General features: G+C 74.1%; 17 protein-coding genes. 9 read left to right on the top strand and 8 right to left on the bottom strand.

The window, feature by feature from the left end; translation table 11 throughout:
- Window positions 1-19: 19 nt before the first annotated feature.
- Window positions 20-544 carry an OsmC family protein gene (locus MNZ39_RS00080; protein ID WP_242332916.1) on the bottom strand — a complete coding sequence of 175 codons (525 nt, stop codon included), beginning with the start codon at window positions 542-544 and terminating at the stop codon, window positions 20-22.
- Between the two features lie 412 nt (window positions 545-956).
- On the opposite strand from MNZ39_RS00080, the gene MNZ39_RS24110 reads away from it, so the two are divergent.
- The 3 genes from MNZ39_RS24110 (at window position 957) to MNZ39_RS00070 (ending at window position 4,411) form a co-directional block, all read left to right on the top strand.
- Window positions 957-1,091, top strand: a complete 135-nt coding sequence (locus MNZ39_RS24110) for a hypothetical protein (protein WP_255821288.1) — start codon at window positions 957-959, stop codon at window positions 1,089-1,091.
- 168 nt (window positions 1,092-1,259) lie between these two features.
- Entirely contained in the window at window positions 1,260-3,344 is a 2,085-nt protein-coding gene (locus tag MNZ39_RS00075) for a M13 family metallopeptidase (RefSeq protein WP_242332914.1), read from the top strand.
- A 155-nt stretch (window positions 3,345-3,499) separates the two neighbouring features.
- Window positions 3,500-4,411 carry a hypothetical protein gene (locus MNZ39_RS00070; protein ID WP_242332912.1) on the top strand — a complete coding sequence of 304 codons (912 nt, stop codon included), beginning with the start codon at window positions 3,500-3,502 and terminating at the stop codon, window positions 4,409-4,411.
- 50 nt (window positions 4,412-4,461) lie between these two features.
- Here the strand turns inward: MNZ39_RS00070 and MNZ39_RS00065 are convergent, their stop codons facing one another.
- From MNZ39_RS00065 to MNZ39_RS00050, 4 genes are all read right to left on the bottom strand, one after another.
- Window positions 4,462-5,829: a glycosyltransferase family 39 protein gene (locus MNZ39_RS00065; protein ID WP_242332910.1), complete on the bottom strand. Its 1,368-nt coding sequence runs from the start codon at window positions 5,827-5,829 to the stop codon at window positions 4,462-4,464.
- Window positions 5,830-5,916: 87 nt separating this feature from the next.
- Window positions 5,917-6,288 carry a helix-turn-helix transcriptional regulator gene (locus MNZ39_RS00060; protein ID WP_242332908.1) on the bottom strand — a complete coding sequence of 124 codons (372 nt, stop codon included), beginning with the start codon at window positions 6,286-6,288 and terminating at the stop codon, window positions 5,917-5,919.
- A complete protein-coding gene (locus tag MNZ39_RS00055; RefSeq protein WP_242332906.1) occupies window positions 6,272-6,733 on the bottom strand; it encodes an SRPBCC family protein in 462 nt (153 codons plus the stop codon). Before MNZ39_RS00055 ends, MNZ39_RS00060 begins: the two co-directional genes overlap by 17 nt.
- A gap of 85 nt (window positions 6,734-6,818) precedes the next feature.
- Entirely contained in the window at window positions 6,819-7,769 is a 951-nt protein-coding gene (locus tag MNZ39_RS00050; RefSeq protein WP_242332904.1) for a PAS domain-containing protein, read from the bottom strand.
- 534 nt (window positions 7,770-8,303) lie between these two features.
- On the opposite strand from MNZ39_RS00050, the gene MNZ39_RS00045 reads away from it, so the two are divergent.
- From MNZ39_RS00045 to MNZ39_RS00030, 4 genes are all read left to right on the top strand, one after another.
- Window positions 8,304-8,684, top strand: coding sequence for a co-chaperone YbbN (locus MNZ39_RS00045; RefSeq protein WP_242332902.1), 381 nt, complete (start codon window positions 8,304-8,306; stop codon window positions 8,682-8,684).
- 227 nt (window positions 8,685-8,911) lie between these two features.
- On the top strand, window positions 8,912-9,139 hold the full coding sequence (locus MNZ39_RS00040) for a hypothetical protein (RefSeq protein WP_242332900.1): 228 nt from the start codon (window positions 8,912-8,914) through the stop codon (window positions 9,137-9,139).
- A gap of 46 nt (window positions 9,140-9,185) precedes the next feature.
- Window positions 9,186-9,863: an HAD family hydrolase gene (locus MNZ39_RS00035; protein ID WP_242332898.1), complete on the top strand. Its 678-nt coding sequence runs from the start codon at window positions 9,186-9,188 to the stop codon at window positions 9,861-9,863.
- 21 nt (window positions 9,864-9,884) lie between these two features.
- The gene (locus MNZ39_RS00030) at window positions 9,885-10,574 is read left to right on the top strand and encodes an SDR family oxidoreductase (protein ID WP_242332896.1); all 690 of its coding nucleotides are present in this window, start codon (window positions 9,885-9,887) and stop codon (window positions 10,572-10,574) included.
- 106 nt (window positions 10,575-10,680) lie between these two features.
- Here the strand turns inward: MNZ39_RS00030 and MNZ39_RS00025 are convergent, their stop codons facing one another.
- The gene (locus MNZ39_RS00025; RefSeq protein WP_242332895.1) at window positions 10,681-11,802 is read right to left on the bottom strand and encodes a hypothetical protein; all 1,122 of its coding nucleotides are present in this window, start codon (window positions 11,800-11,802) and stop codon (window positions 10,681-10,683) included.
- Window positions 11,803-11,861: 59 nt separating this feature from the next.
- On the opposite strand from MNZ39_RS00025, the gene MNZ39_RS00020 reads away from it, so the two are divergent.
- Together MNZ39_RS00020 and MNZ39_RS00015 are read left to right on the top strand one after the other, a co-directional pair.
- Complete coding sequence (locus MNZ39_RS00020) at window positions 11,862-13,376, top strand: DUF3943 domain-containing protein (RefSeq protein ID WP_242332894.1); 1,515 nt, start codon at window positions 11,862-11,864, stop codon at window positions 13,374-13,376.
- 513 nt (window positions 13,377-13,889) lie between these two features.
- The gene (locus tag MNZ39_RS00015) at window positions 13,890-15,098 is read left to right on the top strand and encodes an HNH endonuclease (RefSeq protein WP_242332893.1); all 1,209 of its coding nucleotides are present in this window, start codon (window positions 13,890-13,892) and stop codon (window positions 15,096-15,098) included.
- Between the two features lie 81 nt (window positions 15,099-15,179).
- Here the strand turns inward: MNZ39_RS00015 and MNZ39_RS00010 are convergent, their stop codons facing one another.
- Complete coding sequence (locus MNZ39_RS00010) at window positions 15,180-17,258, bottom strand: ATP-binding protein (protein WP_242332892.1); 2,079 nt, start codon at window positions 17,256-17,258, stop codon at window positions 15,180-15,182.
- A gap of 160 nt (window positions 17,259-17,418) precedes the next feature.
- Window positions 17,419-18,027 (bottom strand): DsbA family protein (locus MNZ39_RS00005; RefSeq protein ID WP_242332891.1); only part of this gene is annotated, 609 nt, incomplete at its 5' end.

Below are 18,027 nucleotides of genomic sequence, written 5' to 3'. Positions count from 1 at the left end.
GGGAGGGTGGAGGCGACGGTCACGCGCGCTCGACGCGGGTCTCCAGCGGGACCGCGTGCGCGACGGTGAAGGCGAACGGGCAGCCCTCACGCGCGGCCTGCGCCCAGCGGGCGAGCCGCGCGTCGTCGACGTCGGCGGCCACCGAGACGCGCACGGACACGCGCTCGACCAGCGGAGCCTCGCCGAGGCCCAGGACCCGGGACGTGTCCACGGCGTTCTCCGCGACCGTCTTGACGTCCCGGAGCTCCACGCCCTCCAGGGAGGCGATCATCACGAGCGTGGCCGTGTAGCAGGCGGCGAGCCCGAAGAGCATGTACTGCAGGGGATCCGGGGCGAGGCCGGCGCCGCCGAACGGTACCGCCATGTCCGCCTGGAGGAACGAGGCGCGATCACCGTGCGCGACGGTCGCGGAGAACTGGGGGGAGCCGTCGCGGGAGCTCCACGTCCCCTCGACCCGCTTCGTCAGCTTCGCCGCGCCCCGATCGACCTTCGCGCGCTCCGCGAGCGCGCCCACGGCGGCGAGGTTCACGTTGTTCCGCTTCATGCATTCTCCTCGATGACGCCGCGCCGCAGGGAGGGCGCGGTGCGACGCTTCCGGGCGTCTATTCAAGAACTAACTTGAATAATGAAGCAAACCCGCTCTCCGCTGTCAACGGGCGCCTCCGCGATCGCCGGCGACCCGGGCTCGCCCGAGGCGGGGGCTGCGCGCCCGAACGGCCATGGGGACCCCCGCGGCGAGCCGATCACGCTCCTCGACGCGCCGGGGATGCGCGCTCGCATGCAGCCGCCGAGCCGTCCGTCGAGCGTTCGCTCCCCGAAATGCGGTGCGGCGCGATGCCTCCTCGCAGTTCGGGCCGGCGCAGCGCCATCGTCTCCACATGGTGGCGCGAACGAAAGCTGGTCTCTCGGCGCATCTGCAGTTTCGCCGCGCGACGCTCGCCGGCGCGGCCGAATGGATGTTCGCCGCCCTGCTGGTCCACGTGGACGGTTGCCCGCTCTGCAAGTGCCAGACGTGCAACGACGCGACCCACGAGTCGGTGAGGGCGGTCCGCGAGGCGCTGCGGCGGGACCGACTCGAGCAAGAGGGGTGAGCGGCGACCGCCGTTCGCGTCCGCTCGGGAGCTCGACCCGGTCTTCCGTCGTCACGGAAGGGACCGCCGAGGTCGCTCCTTCGCGCGGCCGCCCCGTCGGTGACAGAATGCGCCCCCGATCCGGCTGAAAACCTCGCCGGATCGGTCCTGCCAACCCCGAGGCCGCCCGTGATCCTGCGCACTGCCCTGGTCCTTTCCGTCGCCGCGCTCGCCGCCTGCGCGGGCAAGAAGCCCTCCGCCTCAGGCTCCCCGCCGCAAGCGCAGACGCCGGCCGCGGGGCCGCACGGCGTCGAGCTGGCCGCGATGAACCCTTCGGTGAAGCCAGGCGACGACTTCTACGAGTACGCGAACGGTGGGTTCATGCGCACCGCCGAGATCCCTCCCGATCGCGCGAGCACCGGCGCGTTCCTGCGCGTCTTCGAGACGGTCGAGGCGCGCAACCGCGGGATCGTCGAGGAGGCGGCGCGCGGCGACGCGCCCGCCGGCACGGACGCGCGCAAGATCGGTGATCTCTACGCGAGCTTCATGGACGAGGCCGGCCTCGAGGCGAAGGGCCTCGAGCCGCTCCGCCCCACGCTCGCCCGCATCGCGGCGCTCTCCGACGCGCGCGCGCTCGCCGCCGAGCTCGGCGCGACCGTGCGCGCCGACGTCGACATCTTCAACTGCACGAACCTCACGACCTCGCGCCCGCTGGGCGTCTTCGTCGAGCAGGACCTCGACGAGCCGGCGCGGAACGCCGTCTACCTGGTACAGGGGGGCCTGGGGCTCCCGGACCGCGACTACTACCTCGACGCGTCCCCGCGGTTCGCGGCGCTCCGGGCCCAGTACCGCGCGCACCTCGAGAAGACCTTCGCGCTCGCCGGCCTGTCCGAGCCGGGGAACCGCGCGGAGCGCGTGCTGGCCTTCGAGACCCGGCTCGCGAAGACGCACGGCTCGCGCGAGGAGGCGGGTGACGTGCAGAAGGGCAACCACCCGTGGACGCGGGCCGACCTCGAGCAGCGGGCCCCCGGGATGGACTGGGGCGCGTTCCTCCGCGCGGCCGCGCTCGACGGGCAGCAGCGGTTCATCGCCTGGCAGCCCACCGCGCTCACCGGGCTCGCCGCGCTCGTGAAGAGCGAGCCGCTCTCGACCTGGAAGGACTACCTCACCGTCCGCGCCCTCGATCGCGCCGCGCCGCTCCTCTCCAGGGCCCTGTCGGACGAGGCGTTCGCGTTCTACGGCACGGCGCTCAACGGGACGCCGCAGCAGCGCGCGCGCTGGAAGCGCGGGCTCGGGGTCGTGGACGCAGCCCTCGGCGAGGCGGTCGGGCGCATCTACGTGCAGCGCTACTTCCCCCCCGAGGCGAAGGCGGAGATCCAGGGGATGGTGCGGAACCTACGCGAGGCGTTCGCCCGCCGGATCGACGCGCTCGACTGGATGGCGCCCGCCACGAAGGCGCGCGCGAAGGAGAAGCTGGCGGTGCTCGAGGTCGGGGTGGGGTACCCGGACCGCTGGATCGACTACGGCGGCCTGGAGATCGTGAAGGGCGACCTCCTCGGCGACGTGGAGCGCGCGGAGCTGTTCGAGTACCGCCGCCAGCTCGCGAAGCTCGGCAAGGCGCCCGACCGCGGCGAGTGGTGCATGCTCCCGCACACCGTCAACGCGGTGAACCTCCCGGTGCGGAACGCGCTGAACTTCCCGGCGGGCTTCATGGAGCCGCCCTTCTACGACCGCGGCGCGACGGCCGCCGTGAAGTACGCCTCCATCGGCGCGACCATCGGCCACGAGATCAGCCACAGCTTCGACGACCAGGGCGCGCTCTTCGACGCGCGCGGCAAGCTCGAGAACTGGTGGACCCAGGCCGACCTCGCCCGCTTCCAGGCGGCGGCGCAGAAGCTCGTCACCCAGTACGACGCCTACCGGCCGTTCCCCGACGCCGCCGTCAACGGGAAGCTCACGCTCAGCGAGAACATCGCCGACCTGGCCGGCCTCGCCGCCGCGTACGACGCCTGGCGCGCCTCCCTCGGCGGCGCGGCGACGCCGCGGGTGGGCGGGCTCGACGGCGAGCAGCAGTTCTTCGTCGGTTACGCGCAGACCTGGCAGACGAAGGCGCGCGAGCCTGCGGTGCGCCGGCAGCTCCTCACCGACGGTCACGCGCCCGGCCGCTACCGCTCCCTCACCGTGCGCAACCTCGATCCGTGGTACGGCGCGTTCGGCGTGGAGCCCGGGCAGGCGCTCTACCTCGACCGCGCGGCGCGCGTGCAGGTGTGGTAGCGGCCACCCCTCGCCCGAGCGCCTGGACGGCGGCGGACACCCTCGCTCCCTGCGAGGAGATCGGTTGCTCGGGGCCCGCCGCGGGGGGGTGACGCGAAGTCGCGTTGCCGCGGCCGCGAGGTTCCGGGACGATCGACGGCGAGGATGGCCGTGGCTTGACGCTCGAAGCCGATGCCGTGGGTGCGGACGCCCTGCCGGGCCGGGTCATCGACCTGTCGCGGGTGCGCCACCCGCATGAGCGCCGCATCCTCCTCCTCTCCGCGGCCGCGAACCTCGCCCTCGTCGCCGGCGCGGTAGCCGCCATCCTGCTCGCGCCGGAGTGGCTCTCCGCGCACCCGCAGGCCGCCCGGCTCGTCCGGCGGGTGCAAGCGGCCGCCGTCCTGGCGGTGCTGCTCGTGCCGGCGCTGGGCCTCCTGCGGCTCGGGCGGTGGATGATGATCCACCTGAACTCGGTCAGGCTCGGGAGCGATCAGCTCCCCGAGCTCCACGCGATCCTCGAGCGGCAGTGCCGGATGCTCGGCATCTCCGCGCCGGCGCTCTACGTCTCGGCGCTGCCGAGCGTGGGGCTCTCCGACGCGCTCGCGCTGCGGCGCGGGACCCGGGCCATCGTCCTCGGGGAGAAGCTCTTCGACGGGGTCCAGGACCTCGCGACGCGCCGGGAGGTCTTCGCGTTCATGATCGGCCACGAGCTGGGGCGGATCACGCTCGGGCACGCGAGCTGGTGGGCCGAGCTCCTCCTCGGATACCTGAAGCGCATCCCCGTGCTGCGCCTGCCGCTCGTCACGGTCCAGACCTACTCGCGCGATCGCGTGGCCGCGCTCCTCGCGCCGGGTTCGCTCGACGCGCTCGCGCTGTCCGCGTCGGGGGGTGAGATCTTCGGGCTCGTGAACGTCCGCGCCTACGTCCGCGACGCGCTCACACCGACCCCGCGGCCCGCGCCCGCTCGCCTCGGGGCGATCCTGAGGAAGGAGCCGCACCTCGCGGACCGGGTGCACGAGCTCCACCGGTACGGCTTCTTCCGGCCGGACGCGGAGCTCGTCGGCGCCGTTCCCGACCCCCGCGCCTGAGCCCGGGAGACGCGGCGGCCGGCGAGGCGCCCTCGCGCTCGCCGCGCCCGTCAGCGCGGGATCGCGTCGAGCGCGCGGAGGATCTCGTAGGTCGTCGGGTCGCCGACCTGCCCCTGCACGAAGACCCGGTCGAAGATCCACAGGTTCGAGGCGGCGACGATCGCGACGACCGCGGCGACCCGCCGGAGCGGCGCCCGCGTGCGCTCCGCCAGCGAGACGACGAACCACGCGGCCAGGAGCGAGGCGAGCACGTCCGTGGCCGCGACGAAGCGAACGCTCTTCGACACGAGCGCGAACGCCGCGAGCGCCAGGGCGGCGAACGCCGCGAGGTGGCGAGCGTCGCGCTCCGCGGGGCCGCGCGACGACACGATCACCGCGCAGGCGCCGACGGCGAGCAGCACGGGCACCGGCGAGAGCACGAGGAGGTCGAGGAGGTACCGGTGGGGCGGCCCGGACTGGTACTGCCGCGCGTACTCGGAGCCGAGCGACGCGACGGCGACGCGGGCCATCTCGAAGAACTGGGTCGCGGAGTGCGTGAGCAGGCAGTAGCCCGCGTAGTACACGAGCGGCGGGACGAGCAGGAGCGCGGCGTCGAGCGGGCGGCCCCCGCCGCGCCGCTCGCGCGCGAACAGCCACAGCGCGACGAACGCGGGGGCGTAGAGGACGAAGGTCTCCTTCACGGCGAAGGCGAGGGAGGCGGCCGCGATGGCCGCCGCGTAGCGCCCCCACGCCCGCGCCTCGCGCGGAACGTCGAGCACGCGCAGGGCGGTCCAGAGGGACAAAAGGACCGTCGCGCACACGAGCTCGTCCTGCAGGGCGCGACGCCCGAGCCCGAGCTGCAGCGGCGACACGGCGACGAACGCGCCGCCGAGCAGGGCCGCGCGCTCGCCGAGGCGAGCCCGACCGACCGCGTAGGCGAGCAGGACGACGAGCACCCCCGACAGCGTGGAGAGCCAGGCCAGGCTGCGGTGGGAGCAGTCAGGCTGGGCCTTGCAGATCGTCGCCCCGATCCCGTACCAGCCCCAGCGGAGGAAGCTCGGGAACTTCCACGCCCCGGGCTGGGAGAGGTACTCCGACGCGAGCACGGGGTACCGCTCGAGCAAGGACGGGGCGAGCGCCCTCGCGGTCTCGAGGTAGTGCGTCTCGTCGGCGGGCGAGAACGTCGTGACGTCGTTCCACGCCACCCGCAGCGCCGCCGCCACCACGACGACGGCGAGCAGGGCGAAGCGATGCGCGCGCCGCCGTGTCGAAGGGGCGCCTGCGGGAGCGTCGGACGCGTCCTCCGCGACGCGGAGCATCGAGGCAGGGGCCGCCGCGGACCGCGAGCGGGCGCGCGCCTCCGCGCCGCGCGACGGCACGTGGGCGACGTCCGACGGGGCCTCGCCCAGCACGCTGCGCCGATCTCTCACGTCCGCCATGTCGCACGGCTTACGCCGGGTGTCCACGAAAGCCAGTCGGGCCCCGCTCGCGTTCGAAGGAGGGTGCCCGCTAGGGGCCGCAGGGCCTCAGGGCTCCTCCTCCACCGCCGCCCGCAGCCGCTCGAGCGCGTCGTCCCAGCGGCGCGAGATCTGCTCGAGCGCGCGGCGCGCCTCGTCGAGGCGGCGGGGCTCGATCTCCCAGCGCCGCTCGCGGCCCGGGCCCCCCTCACCGCGCCGCACGAGGCCCGCGCCGGCGAGGACCTCGAGGTGCTTCGCGATGGCCTGGCGCGAGATGGCGGCGCCCTCGGCGAGACGGGCGGTGGAGAGCGGTCCGGCGGCGCAGAGCCGCGCCACCAGGGCGAGGCGGGTCTCGTCGCCGAGCGCCGCGAACATCGGCGCGGCGTGGGCGGCGGCAGCGCGGACGGCGCCTCGCCCCGCGCCGCTAGGCCCCGGAGACATGGCACGCGATGTTCTTCATCTGCTCGGCCCAGCCGCCCTCGTTCATCCGGAACGCCTCGGCGCGGCGCGCGAGCGGGAGCTCGTCGAACCCCGACTCGACCACGGTGAGCCGGGTCCCCTCGGGCGCCTCCTCCAGCGTGAAGGTCACGAGCGTGGAGGGCTCCTTCGAGTAGTCCGCCCCCGCGTCGACGGGCGCCGGGTGCCAGCGCCAGGACAGGAGCCGCTCCGGCTCCATCCGCTCCACGGTCGCCTCGAAGACGAGGTGCTCGTAGCCGGGGTACGTGATCCGCCCGCGCGTCACCGACCCCGGCGCGAAGCCGGTCTCCAGCTTCACCCCGAACCAGCTGCCGAACTCCCGCGGGTCGACGAGCGCTCGCCAGACCCGCGCGCGGGGTGCCCGCAGGAGGACCTGCTTCTCGATGCGATCCGTGCTCGTCGTGGCCATGTGCAACCTCCAGGTTGCAGGTGTAGCCACGCGCGCCGCGGGATGCAACCTCTCGGTTGCGCCCGGCCGACGGGGACCGCGCGCGTCAGGCCGCCTCCTCGAGCAGGCGGCGCTGCCCGGTGAGCCGCTGGATCGGGGCCACGTCCTGGACCGTCTCGAGGCAGCCGAGGTAGCGGCCCGCCTCGTCGCGCACCGGCCAGTAGCGGATGTGGACCTTGCGCGGGCCCATGTCGATCCAGAACTCGGCCACCTCGCGCCGGCCGGCCTTGAAGTCGGCCAGGATCTTCTCCACGAGGTGCACGCTCTTCTGCGGATGGCAGTTGCGGACGTTCGTCCCGATGGCGCCGCGGCTGCGCGGGAAGATCTTCTCGCCCCGCTCGTGGCTGAAGTAGCGGACCCGGTCCTCCTCGTCGATGAACGACAGCTCGACCGGCAGCGTGTTGAGGATCGCGGCGAGGACGTCGCGGTCGAGGCCGTACGAGAGGTCCTCGAGCTCGACGGCGCGCACGATCTCGTCGGCCATGCGGTGATAGCGCCGGCGCGTGTCGGGGCCGAGCCCGGCCTCCACCGCCTCGATGGCCGCGACGATGCCGGCCTGCGTCTCCCCGTCCAGCATGCGCGCCGCGAGCGGGTAGAGGATGTCGTTCTCCTTCCAGAAGTGGTCCTTGCAGAGCGCGGCGTAGGCTCCGAAGACCTCGCGCAGCTCGCCGAGCCGCGCCCGGTCGCCCGCCACGAACGCGGCGGCGGCGGCGTCGAGCCGCTCCACCAGCGACTTCGCCTGCCGGTGCTCGGCCAGCATCACCGCGAGCGGGCCTCCCTCGACCGGCATGCCGGCCCGCTCGAGGAGCGGGAACACGGTCCGCTCCTCCTTCTGGTTGTGGCAACGATCGACGTAGCCGACGAGGTACTCGCGCAGGTTGGCGACGAGCCCCGGCGTCGGGCCCTCCGGCGCCCCGAGGGCCTTCTCGGCCGCCGAGAAGACGCGCTCGGTGGTCTCGTGGTCGGTCATCAGCAGCTCGCGCCAGGTCTGGCTCATGGGGGCTCCGGTGAGGGGGGAGGGTGGGGTGGGCGAGTCGCCGGCTCCGGCCGGCGTGCCCTCGTGGCGCCGTACGAGAGCAAGGACCCGGCCAGCGTCGAGCGCCGCGGACCTCCTCCGCATTTTCCCCTCGGCAGCCGCCGCGACACCCAGCAGCCGTTGAGCGCGCAACGCCATCTCGGTGCGCGGCGCCAGGGTTGCGGCGCGGAACCTCCAGGCCGAGGGTCCCCCCGTAGAACTCCCTGGCCTTCTGAAGGTCGTCCACCGAGAACCCCGAGAATGCCTTCGTGCTCCTGAACATGCGCGTTCCTCCCCGGCTCCCATGTCGAACGACGGGCGCCGGATCGACGCGGTGACGCCCGCGTCTCCCTCGAGGACACGGCGGACCTCGCGTGCGCCCGTTCGGACGGCCGAACCGCCGGTGCGCCGTGGGGCTCGAACCCAAGCGACGACGTCGTCGTGTCCCACCGCAGCGGGGAGGTAGGCCCGAGCGCGGGGGACGGGGCCGGCGGCTTTCACAGGCAGGGAGACCGAATGGGACTGCTCTCGCGGATCTTCGGACCGAGCGCGTCGAAGGTGCAGCCGGTCCACCTCACGGACGGAAACTTCGCCGCGGAGGTCCTCCGGTCCGACGTGCCCGTGGTGGTCGACTTCTGGTCGCCCGGCTGCGGCCCTTGCCAGCGGCTCGAGCCCGTCATCATGGAGCTGGCGAGCGCATACGAGGGGCGCGTGAAGGTCGCCGAGCTGAACGCAGCGGAGGCGGGGCGGACGACCGCGCGTCACGGTGTGATGGGCACGCCCACCGTGATCTTCTTCAAGCGAGGACGCGAGGTGGACCGCGTCGTCGGGTTCGTCGGCAGCCGGTACCTTCGCGAGGTCGTCGACCACGAGCTGCTCGCCCTTCCCGCGCCGTGAGGCGCGGCCGGGCGCCAGGCCGGGGTCTCTCCAGCCGTGCAACCGCGGAAGTGGAGACGCGGGGGTCCTCCGATCTTTTCCAGCGGCCCGACCGCCGCGCGGAGACGGGGCCCCGCTAAGAGGCGGCGGCGCGGGACGGTGCTCCTCTATCACCCCCTCGGAAAGGCGAAGGAGCTGCACGCCGCGGGGCTCGACCGCTGCGCCTCGACCGCGAGCGCGGACGCGACATGGACGTGAAGGTGGACAGCCATGCGGGGTATCGCGGCGAGGAGGCGCCGCGAAGGCTCGACCTCGGCGGTCGGCACGTCGAGGTGGTCGAGATCATCGACCGCTGGCTCGGCCCCGACCACCGCTACTTCAAGCTCCGGGGCGACGACGGAGCGGTCTACCTCCTGCGCCACGACGAGGCGGCGGACCGCTGGGAGCTGAGGATGTTCGAGCGCGCCGGCGCGTGACCGCGACGCCTTCGGCGCAGGCCGGTGCACGGGAACGGAGACGACGATGCTCCATCCGCAGACGTCCTTCCTCTTCGACCTCGACGGGACGCTCGTCGACAGCGTCTACCAGCACGTGCTCGCCTGGCGCGAGGCGCTCGAGTCGGAGGGGATCGAGCTCTCCGTGTGGAGGATCCACCGCCGGATCGGCATGAGCGGCGGGCTGTTCACGAACATGCTCCTGCGCGAGACGGGCGTGGAGCTGTCCGGCGAGCGCATCGAGCGGCTGCAGCGCCTGCACGGCGAGGCGTACCGGCGGCGGCTCGCCGACGTTCGCCCGCTGCCCGGGGCGCGCGCGCTGCTCGCGGCGCTCGACGCGGCGCGGATCCCGTGGGCGATCGCGACGAGCGGCCGGATGGAATCGGCCGGACCGGTGATCGCCTCCCTGGGGGTCGACGCGGAGCGCGTGCCGATCGTCACGCGGGACCAGGTCAGGCACGCGAAGCCCGATCCCGACCTCTTCCTGGCAGCGGCGCAGCGGCTCGGGGTTCCCATCGGCTCGGCGTCGGTGGTGGGTGATGCGGTCTGGGACATGCTCGCCGCCCAGCGGGCGCGCGCGCTGGGGATCGGCCTGCTGTCCGGCGGCTACGGCGAGGGAGAGCTCGAGCGCGCCGGCGCGTACCGGGTGTTCGAGGATCCGGCGGACCTCCTCGAGCACCTCGACGAGGTGGGCGGCCGCCGCTGACGAGGAGCAGGGGAGGTGCGAATGGCCGAAGCTCCCGTCGCGGTCGTCAGCGGGGCGAACCGCGGGCTGGGCCTGGAGGTGAGCCTGCAGCTCGCCGACCGCGGCTTCGACGTCGTGATGGGCGTGCGCGAGCTGCGGAAGGGCGAGGCGGCGGCGCGAGGTCGCAAGGCGCTCCACCCCGCGATCCTCGACGTCGCCGATCCGGAGTCCCCGGCCCGGCTCGCCGCGGAGGTCCGCGCCGCCTTCGGGCGCTGCGACGTGCTCGTCAACAACGCCGGAATCCACTACGACACCGGGGACCACGCCTGGAGCCCCGACTGGCGGGTGGTCCGCGAGGCCTTCGAGACGAACCTCTTCGGCGCCTGGCGCCTCGCCGAGGCGCTCCTGCCGCTCATGCTCGAGCGTGGACGCGGACGCATCGTGAACGTGTCGAGCGAGGCAGGCTCGCTCGCCTCGATGGGCTCGGACACCCCCGCCTACTCCACCTCCAAGGCCGCCCTCAACGCGCTGACGCGCGTCCTCGCCGCCGAGCTGGCCGGCACCGGCATCCTCGTGAACGCGGTCTGTCCGGGCTGGGTGGCGACCGACATGGGCGGGGCCGGCGGCAGGCCCATCCCCGAGGGCGCGCGCGGGATCGTCTGGGCGGCGACGCTCCCGGACGATGGCCCGACGGGCGGGTTCTTCAGGGACGGGCGGCCGCTGCCGTGGTGAGGCGGGTCGCCGGCGACAAGTGCTTCCGCCCTCGTGAGCACCGCCTGGGCGATGCGCAGTCTGCCGGAATCCTGAACAGCCCTGTCGGATTCGCGGACACGCGTCGTCATGGCGCCCCCGGCTCCGCCACGAACCCGACCATCCACGCGTCGAGGCGCTCCTCGAAGCGGATGTTGAGCGGGTCGCGGCCCTGCTGGCGCCGCAGGAACAGTCCGAGGCCCAGGCTCCGCGGCGCGCGAGCCAGCAAGGTCACCTCGGCCGCCAGATCGCCGAACGCAGGCCGCGCGACCGTGCCGAGGTGGCGCGAGCCGGCGAGGCCCAGGCGGAGGCCGAGCTCCGAGTGCGCGGCGACGAGCGGCAGCGCCCGCGTCACGTGCCACAGGGCGGGCAGCTCGAGCTCCGCCGACGCCCGCCCTACGACCGCGCCGTACCGGCGGCGCATCTGCGCGGGCATGCACGCCCCGAGCCCGCAGGGCACGTTCCACTCCGCCGAGGAGCGGGCGGAGAGGATCGCCCGGCCGCGTCCAGCGCCGAGCTGCCGGAGGCCGCCGACCGCTGCGCCGAGGTAGTTCGTCGTGAAGCTCCCCGCGGAGAGGTCGAGCCGCTCGCTCGGCGGATCCGTCAGCGGAACGCAGTCGAAGTCGCCCTTTCCGGTGCGGAGGTGATCCGTGAGGGCGCAGCCTTGCTGCCCGTTGGAGCGGTGCCCCACGGAGAGCTCGAGGGCGGCGAGCGTGCGCGGGCCCCGGGGTGCCGCCCCCGCGTCCTCGGGTCGGGCGGCCGCGAAGATCTGGAGCTTGGCGCGCGGCTCGTAAGTGGGCGTGCGGACGGGCGTGGAGTCCTCGCGCAGGAGCCGGAACATCCCCAGGAACGACATCGAGAGCGAGGTCGTGACCCCGCCCGACTCCTGCAGGCCCGGGTCCTCGAGCCCGTTCCAGAGCACGAGGTGCAGGGCGGGATCGGCCTCGAAGGCCTGGCGCCGGTCGGTCGTGAGCGACACGTACGACCGCTCCAGGAACGGGACCCGCTCGTCCGCGCGCGGCAGGTGAGCCGCGCAGCCGCTCGAGGCGACGAGCGCGGCGGCGGCGCAGGCGGCCGCGCCGGCCCGGCCGCCGGGCCTGGTTCGCGCCGCGGGTCGCTGCCTCGGGTTCGCTCGCGACGCGCCGAGGTCGACGCGGACGCCCCGGGGCGGCGTCCTGGCCGATGCACGGAGATCCGACACCTGGAGCACGCCACGCGCGTCTGCACGGGCCGTTCCGCTCGGCCGTCCGCTTGCAGGGAGCGCCCTCGATGGCGCCGCGCCGATCCTCGCCGAAGGCCTCCTTCCTCCTGCTCCTCCTCCTCGCCGCCGCCCCGGCCCGCGGTGCGGCGGACGCGCCGCCGCACGAGCGCCGGGTGGAGTACGCCGCGCCCGCCGCGACCCGCAGCGCTCCGGACGCGAAGAGATCCGAGCGACGGGCCGAGTACGCCGCTCGCGAGGCGGACCTGCAGCTCCTCCCGCCATCGTCGATCACGGCGGCCCCCGGGCTCGAGCGGCCGGAGCGCTCCGGCGACGGCGCTCGCCGCTTCGTGCTCCCCGCCGCCGAGGCGCTCGGCGTCCACGCCGTCATGGTGAGCTGGAACCGCTGGGTGGGCGCGGCTCCCTGGGGCGACGTCTCCGCCGACTCGATCGGCCGCAACCTGCGCAGCCGGTGGGTGCTCGACGACGATCAGTTCTGGGTGAACCAGTTCGGTCATCCGTACCAGGGCACGTGGGCGTTCACCGCGGCGCGCTCCACGGGGCTCGGCTTCTGGCAGTCCGCGTCCTACGCGTTCGCGGCGAGCGCGCTCTGGGAGATCGCGGGGGAGACGGAGCGGCCCGCGAGGAACGATCAGATCACGACCCCCGTGGCGGGCATGGTGCTCGGGGAGGTCCTGACGCGCTTCTCGGACGCGCTGCGGGCGGAGGGCGGAGCCTGGCGCGACGCCGCCGCGAGCGTGCTCTCGCCCATGTCGGCGGTGAACCGGCGGCTGCACGTCGCGACCACGCCCATGGAGGCGCCGTCCTCGCGGTGGGAGCTCTCCCTGTCGGCGGCGTCGGGGGCGGACCGCGAGGAAGCGTGGCACGGGCGGGCGGGCCTCGACTTCACGTGGGGGCTCCCCGGCGACCCGGACCTCGAGCTCGCGCGGCCGTTCGACCACTTCGTGCTCGAGGCGGCGTACGGCTTCTCCGCGGATCCGGACGCGACGGTGCGCGGCCGCGGGCTCCTCGCCGGTGCCGTGCTGGAGCCCACGCGCGCGGTGCGCGGGCTGTGGGGGCTCTTCCTGTCCTTCGATCTCGACACGCCCGGACCGTACCGCGTCTCGACGAGCGCGATCGGGGTGGGCGCGAGCGGTCGCGCCGACCTCGGCGGAGACTGGGCGCTCGAGGCGGACCTCCACGGCGGGGCGGTGCTGCTCGGCGCCGCCGGATCCGCGCGCGCGCCGGACGGCACGGGGCGGGACTACCTGATGGGCCCCGGCGCGCAGTCGCTGCTCGACGTCGCCCTGCTCGCCGGCACGCGCGCGCGCGCAGGCCTGACCCTCCGCCAGTACCTCGTGCTGGGCGAGGGCGAGCCGGGCGGGACGGCGCTCCTGCTCGAGGCGCGCGCGGGGGCGACGCTGCGCATCGTGGGCGCCAGCGCGATCGCCGTGGAGGTGACCCGTCGCGCCCGGCGGGTGCAGGACGCGACGTTCCACGCGGACTCTGCCGTGCAGCTCTCGTACGTGCTGCTCGGCGGCCCGTCGCCCCGCTTCTCGGCCGAGGCGATCCCCGAGGAACCTTGATGATGACAGGGGTTGCTCGCTTGGGGTTGAGCCGCTCCCCCGATGAACGCGCCAGAGGCGGCGAAGCAGCCGGACGTCACGTCGGGGCGTGACCGGCTGGGCGCGGCGCGGGCGTGAATTTGCGCGGGTGCATGCGAGCGACGCGCATCCACAGCTCGTGCGGGCGCACGGACCGGAGCGTCTCGGGAGCTCGCTAGCGTTCACCTACAGCGACCGCTATCGCCAGCGATAGTTCCTCAGGACGTCGCAGCGTCGCTCGCGCCCAGGGAGAGCGTCCCGGTTGCGGTGGGTGAAACTTTCCCATTGACGCCATCTCGCCACGATCGCGCTCGGGCGTACGGGTCGGCGCGGAAGGGCCGCTCTCGCGCACGCGCCTGGCGCGTGTCACGTGCGCCGACCGCCGAAAGGCATCGACGAGGGTGAAGCGAAGAACGCCGCGCAGGCGCGAGCCTGGAGCGTCTCCGGAGCTCCGGAAATCGCGTGTTACGAAGGGTGTACTGGAGGTGCAACCCCATGTCCGCGCTCGCCCCCGCTTCTCTCGAGTCCAATGTCCTCGCCCTGCGCCTGCGCGAGCTCGCCGGAGAGGAACGAAACGTCCAGGTCGACTTCCTCCTGCACCTCGACGAATTCGATCGGCGCCGCGCGTTCGTGGAGGCCGGCTATTCGTCGCTGTGGAGCTACTGCCTCGAGGCGCTCCACCTGCGCGAGGGCGCCGCCGGAAGGCGCATCCAGGCGATGCGAGTGCTGCGCCGGTTCCCGACGCTGGAAGCTCCGCTGCGCGATGGGCGCCTCTGCTTGTCCACCGTGGCGCTCCTCGGCCAGGTGCTCACCGAGGAGAACCTGAACGACCTTCTCGCCCGCGCCGCCTATCGGACCCGGGCCGAGGTCGAGCACCTCGTCGTGTCCGTGCAGGCGCGCACCGCTCCGCGCACGGGCCTCCGGACGCTGCCCGAGCGCGCGCCCGCCGCGGCGAGCACAGCGCTGGCCCTCCCGGCGTCCAATGGTGGGGCCGAGCGGGCGGAGGCGTCGAGCTCGCCCGGAACTGCGGAGACCCTCGATCCGAGCCCGAATGCCGGCCGGCTCCCACCGCCTGACGCCACCCTCGAGAAGCCAAAGCGACGGGCCGAGACCCTCCCCGTCTCGGACGACCACTGGTCGCTCCGCGTCACCCTCGGCCGCGCCTGTAAGGAGGACCTCGAGACGCTCCGGTCACTCCTGTCGCACAAGGTCCCGGACGGCGACCTCGCGGCGGTGCTCCACGAAGCGATCCGCTGCGCCATCGACAAGCACGGCAAGCGCAAGGGCGCGGTCACGCCGCAGCGCAAGACGAAGGACGCGAAAGAGGACGCGAAGCAGGGCACGAAGCAGACTGCGGCGAAGCCGGCGGTGGCGAGGTCCACGATCCCGGCGATAGTGCGCCGCGCGGTGTGGAGCCGCGACGGCGGGCGCTGCGCCTGGGTCGGTCCGGACGGCTGCCGCTGCAATAGCCGCTGGAAGCTCGAGCTCGATCACATCCAACCCGCGGCCCTCGCCGGACCGTCGACGATCGACAACCTTCGGCTCGCCTGCCGAGCCCACAATCTGCTTCACGCAGAGAGGAGCTTCGGGCGCGAGCACATGGATCGCTTCCGCCGCGACGCGGGCGAAGGGCCGACGCCGCTCTCGCGCGCTGACGTGGCGCCCCTCCGTCCCGGGATGCAGCTGGGCATGTGGGCCCCGTGATTCTGCGGCGGCTCACGGAGCGGGCCGAGCCTTCTGTGGACGGAGGACGGGTTCGCGGCCTTCGCGGAGGGAGGGTCGGTCTCACGCCCCGCGCCGGTCCCCTTCCATCGCCCACCGCGACGCTCCGACCTCCGGGGCTGCGCCGGCGCCCGGCGCCCTGGGAGCGCGCTCCGGCTCCGCGACCTCGGCTTCGGGCGCCAGCGGGATCGTGAACCGCAGCGTCGCTCCGGCGCCGGGCCTGCTGACGACCCACAGCCGTCCGCCGTGCGCCTCGATGATCCCGCGGGCGATCGAGAGGCCGAGGCCCGTGCCCGTGTAGCGAACCGAGGGATCGCGCCAGTACCGGTCGAAGATGCGCGCCTGGTGCTCGAGGGGGATCCCCGGTCCGCGGTCGCTCACGGAGAACACCACCGTGCCGGGCAGCGCGCGGGACCGCAGCCGGACCGACGCGCCGCGCGCGCTCACCTTCACCGCGTTCGAGAGCAGGTTCACGAGGACCTGCTGGAGGCGGTCGCGGTCGCCCCACACGCGCGGCGGGTCGACGGCGAGGTCGAGCTCGAGGCGCACGCCGAGCTGCTCCGCGAGCGGCCGGATCGCGTCCACGGCGTCGTCCACGGGCCCCGCCGGGCAGATCGCGGTGCGCAGGATCGAGAGCCGCCCCGCGTCGATCGACGCGAGGTCGACGAGATCGCCGATGAGGCGGTTCATGCGGTTGCACACGCGCTCGATGGACTGGGAAGCCTTCCGGGCGGGGGTGCCGGGCGCGGTGCTCCCGGCGGCGACGCTCGCGGCCATCCGGATGGCCGAGAGCGGGTTCCTGAGATCGTGCGACACGATGGCGAGGGTGTCGTCGCGGGCGCGGATGGCGTCCTGCGCCTGCTGGTAGAGCCGGGCGTTGTCGATCGCGAGCGCGCACCGGCGCGCCAGCTCCGTGGCGACGCCGAGATCCTCCGCGTCGAACCGCCTGCTCGAGCCCGCGATGCCGAAGTCCATGGTCCCGAGCACCCGGTCGCGCGCGCGGAGCGGGACGGACATGAAGGACCGGACGCCCACCCTCCGGAGCAGCTCCTCGCGTGCGCGAGCCGTCGAGCCGTCGTGGTCGGAGAGGTTGTCCACCTCGCGGATGAGCTCGGGTGCGCTCGTCCGGACCTCGATCCCGAACCCGTCCTCCGCCAGCGGAGCGACGGGAGTGCGGCGCAGGATCTCGTACCCCTCGTGCGCGCGCGCCGGATCGAGCGCCTCCACCGCGACCCGACCGGCGGCGCCGCATTCGCCGGCGAGGACCACCGCGCACCAGTCGCCGAGGTGCGGGAGGGCGACGCGCGCCGACCGGGCGAGCGTCTCGTCGAAGCCGAGCGAGCTCGCGAGCTGCTCGGTCGCGATCGCGAGGAACCGCTCCCGCTTGGCGGCGCGCCGCTCCTCCGTGATGTCCTGGAACGCGATGGCGGCGCCGACGATCCTGCCGCCGCGGGTGATGGGCGCGGAGCTGTAGCGCACCGGGAAGCAGGAGCCGTCCTTGCGCGTGAGCGTGTCGTCGGCGCCGCGGTGCGGCTGGCCGGTGGCCATCACGTTCAGCAGCCGGCACGTCTTCCCCGAGCAGGTCCCCTCGATGCGGTTGCAGCGGAGCGCCGCCTTCATCTCGAGGCCGACGAGCTCCTTGCTCCGGTACCCGAGCATGCGCTCCGCGGCCGCGTTCAGGTACGTGATGCGGCCGTCCCGCCCGATGGCGTACACGCCCTCGTCCACGGCGCGCGTCACCGCGCGCAGCGACTCGAGCCGCGCGCGCACCCGCCGCGCCCCCTCGCGACGCAGGCCGACGGCGGCGCGGAGCGAGGCGCGCGCCGAGCCGCTCGTGCGGACGATGAGGGCGCCCACCAGCGCGAAGAGCACGAAGTGCAGCGCCTCGCCGCGATCGAGCGTGGGCGCCACCAGGGCGGTGAACCAGCCCACGACGAGGACGATGACGAGCACCCCGGGGCCCGCGCCGCAGGTCGCGGTGCTCACCGCGACTGCCCCCAGCGCGAGCACCGTCAGCGTGTGCGGGAACACCGGCGAGAGCACGAGCGTGAGCCCGATCGCGGCGGTGGCCAGCGTGACGGCGAGCCCGTAGCGGGCGACGACCGTGTCGCTGCGCAACCGCTCACCGATGCGTCGAAGCACGTCCAAGGGAGTCCAGGGGGACACCGTCGTCCCCTGTTCCAATCCGCCGCGGAGCGCCGTTGTTCCCACACCGCCGCCGATCGCGCACGCGCGCCCACCGAGGCGGGCGCTCGGCGCGGCGGTCGTCCACGAAGCTCCGGTCCCGCGCTCCCTCGGCGCCTCAGCGCTCGGCGGCGCGGGCGCGAGGCTGGGCGGCCGAGGGCGCGCTCCAGAGCTCCCGCGGGAGCTCGCCCGCGTAGACCTTGCCGCCCACGACGTACGACGGCGTCGCGCGCACGCCGGCGCGCATCGCGTCCGCGACGTCGCGGGAGAGCCGGGCCTCCGTCGCGGGCGACACGAGGCACGCCTCGAACGCGGGGAGGTCGAGCCCGAGGCGAGCCGCGAGGGTCGCCACCGGCGCCTTGTCCTGCTGGTTCTTGAACAGCGCGTCGTCCATCTGCTCGAAGCGGCCCTGCGCCTCGGCGCAGATCGCGGCGCGCGCGAGGGAGCACGCCGACGGATGGATGGAGCGCTTCAGGGCGGGGTTGCACGCGGCGTCGAGGGGGAAGTGCCGGCGGACGATCTCCAGGTCCGGCCTCGCCGCGCGGAGGAGCGCGAGCTGCTCGTGGGCGCGCGCGCAGAACGGGCACTCGTAGTCGCTGAACTCGACGATGACGCGGTCGCCGGGGGCCGGAGCCGCCGCCGGGCTCGGGGTCGGGGTCCCCGGCGCGCCGGCGCGCGCGGCGGGAGGCGCGGGCGCCACGGACGCGTAGCGCGGGTATGCGGCCCG

The organism is Anaeromyxobacter sp. SG66, from assembly GCF_022690805.1.
GTDB lineage: Bacteria > Myxococcota > Myxococcia > Myxococcales > Anaeromyxobacteraceae > Anaeromyxobacter > Anaeromyxobacter soli.
Note: the sequence above shows the minus strand (reverse complement) of the source record. Positions and strands in the feature narration are given on the sequence as shown.

Coding starts and splice junctions, on each gene's coding strand:
- MNZ39_RS00080 (WP_242332916.1), bottom strand. CDS start 544: ATGAAGCGGAACAACGTGAACCTCGCCGCCGTGGGCGCGCTCGCGGAG.
- MNZ39_RS24110 (WP_255821288.1), top strand. CDS start 957: ATGTTCGCCGCCCTGCTGGTCCACGTGGACGGTTGCCCGCTCTGCAAG.
- MNZ39_RS00065 (WP_242332910.1), bottom strand. CDS start 5,829: ATGGCGGACGTGAGAGATCGGCGCAGCGTGCTGGGCGAGGCCCCGTCG.
- MNZ39_RS00060 (WP_242332908.1), bottom strand. CDS start 6,288: ATGTCTCCGGGGCCTAGCGGCGCGGGGCGAGGCGCCGTCCGCGCTGCC.
- MNZ39_RS00055 (WP_242332906.1), bottom strand. CDS start 6,733: ATGGCCACGACGAGCACGGATCGCATCGAGAAGCAGGTCCTCCTGCGG.
- MNZ39_RS00050 (WP_242332904.1), bottom strand. CDS start 7,769: ATGAGCCAGACCTGGCGCGAGCTGCTGATGACCGACCACGAGACCACC.
- MNZ39_RS00045 (WP_242332902.1), top strand. CDS start 8,304: ATGGGACTGCTCTCGCGGATCTTCGGACCGAGCGCGTCGAAGGTGCAG.
- MNZ39_RS00040 (WP_242332900.1), top strand. CDS start 8,912: ATGGACGTGAAGGTGGACAGCCATGCGGGGTATCGCGGCGAGGAGGCG.
- MNZ39_RS00035 (WP_242332898.1), top strand. CDS start 9,186: ATGCTCCATCCGCAGACGTCCTTCCTCTTCGACCTCGACGGGACGCTC.
- MNZ39_RS00030 (WP_242332896.1), top strand. CDS start 9,885: ATGGCCGAAGCTCCCGTCGCGGTCGTCAGCGGGGCGAACCGCGGGCTG.
- MNZ39_RS00020 (WP_242332894.1), top strand. CDS start 11,862: ATGGCGCCGCGCCGATCCTCGCCGAAGGCCTCCTTCCTCCTGCTCCTC.
- MNZ39_RS00015 (WP_242332893.1), top strand. CDS start 13,890: ATGTCCGCGCTCGCCCCCGCTTCTCTCGAGTCCAATGTCCTCGCCCTG.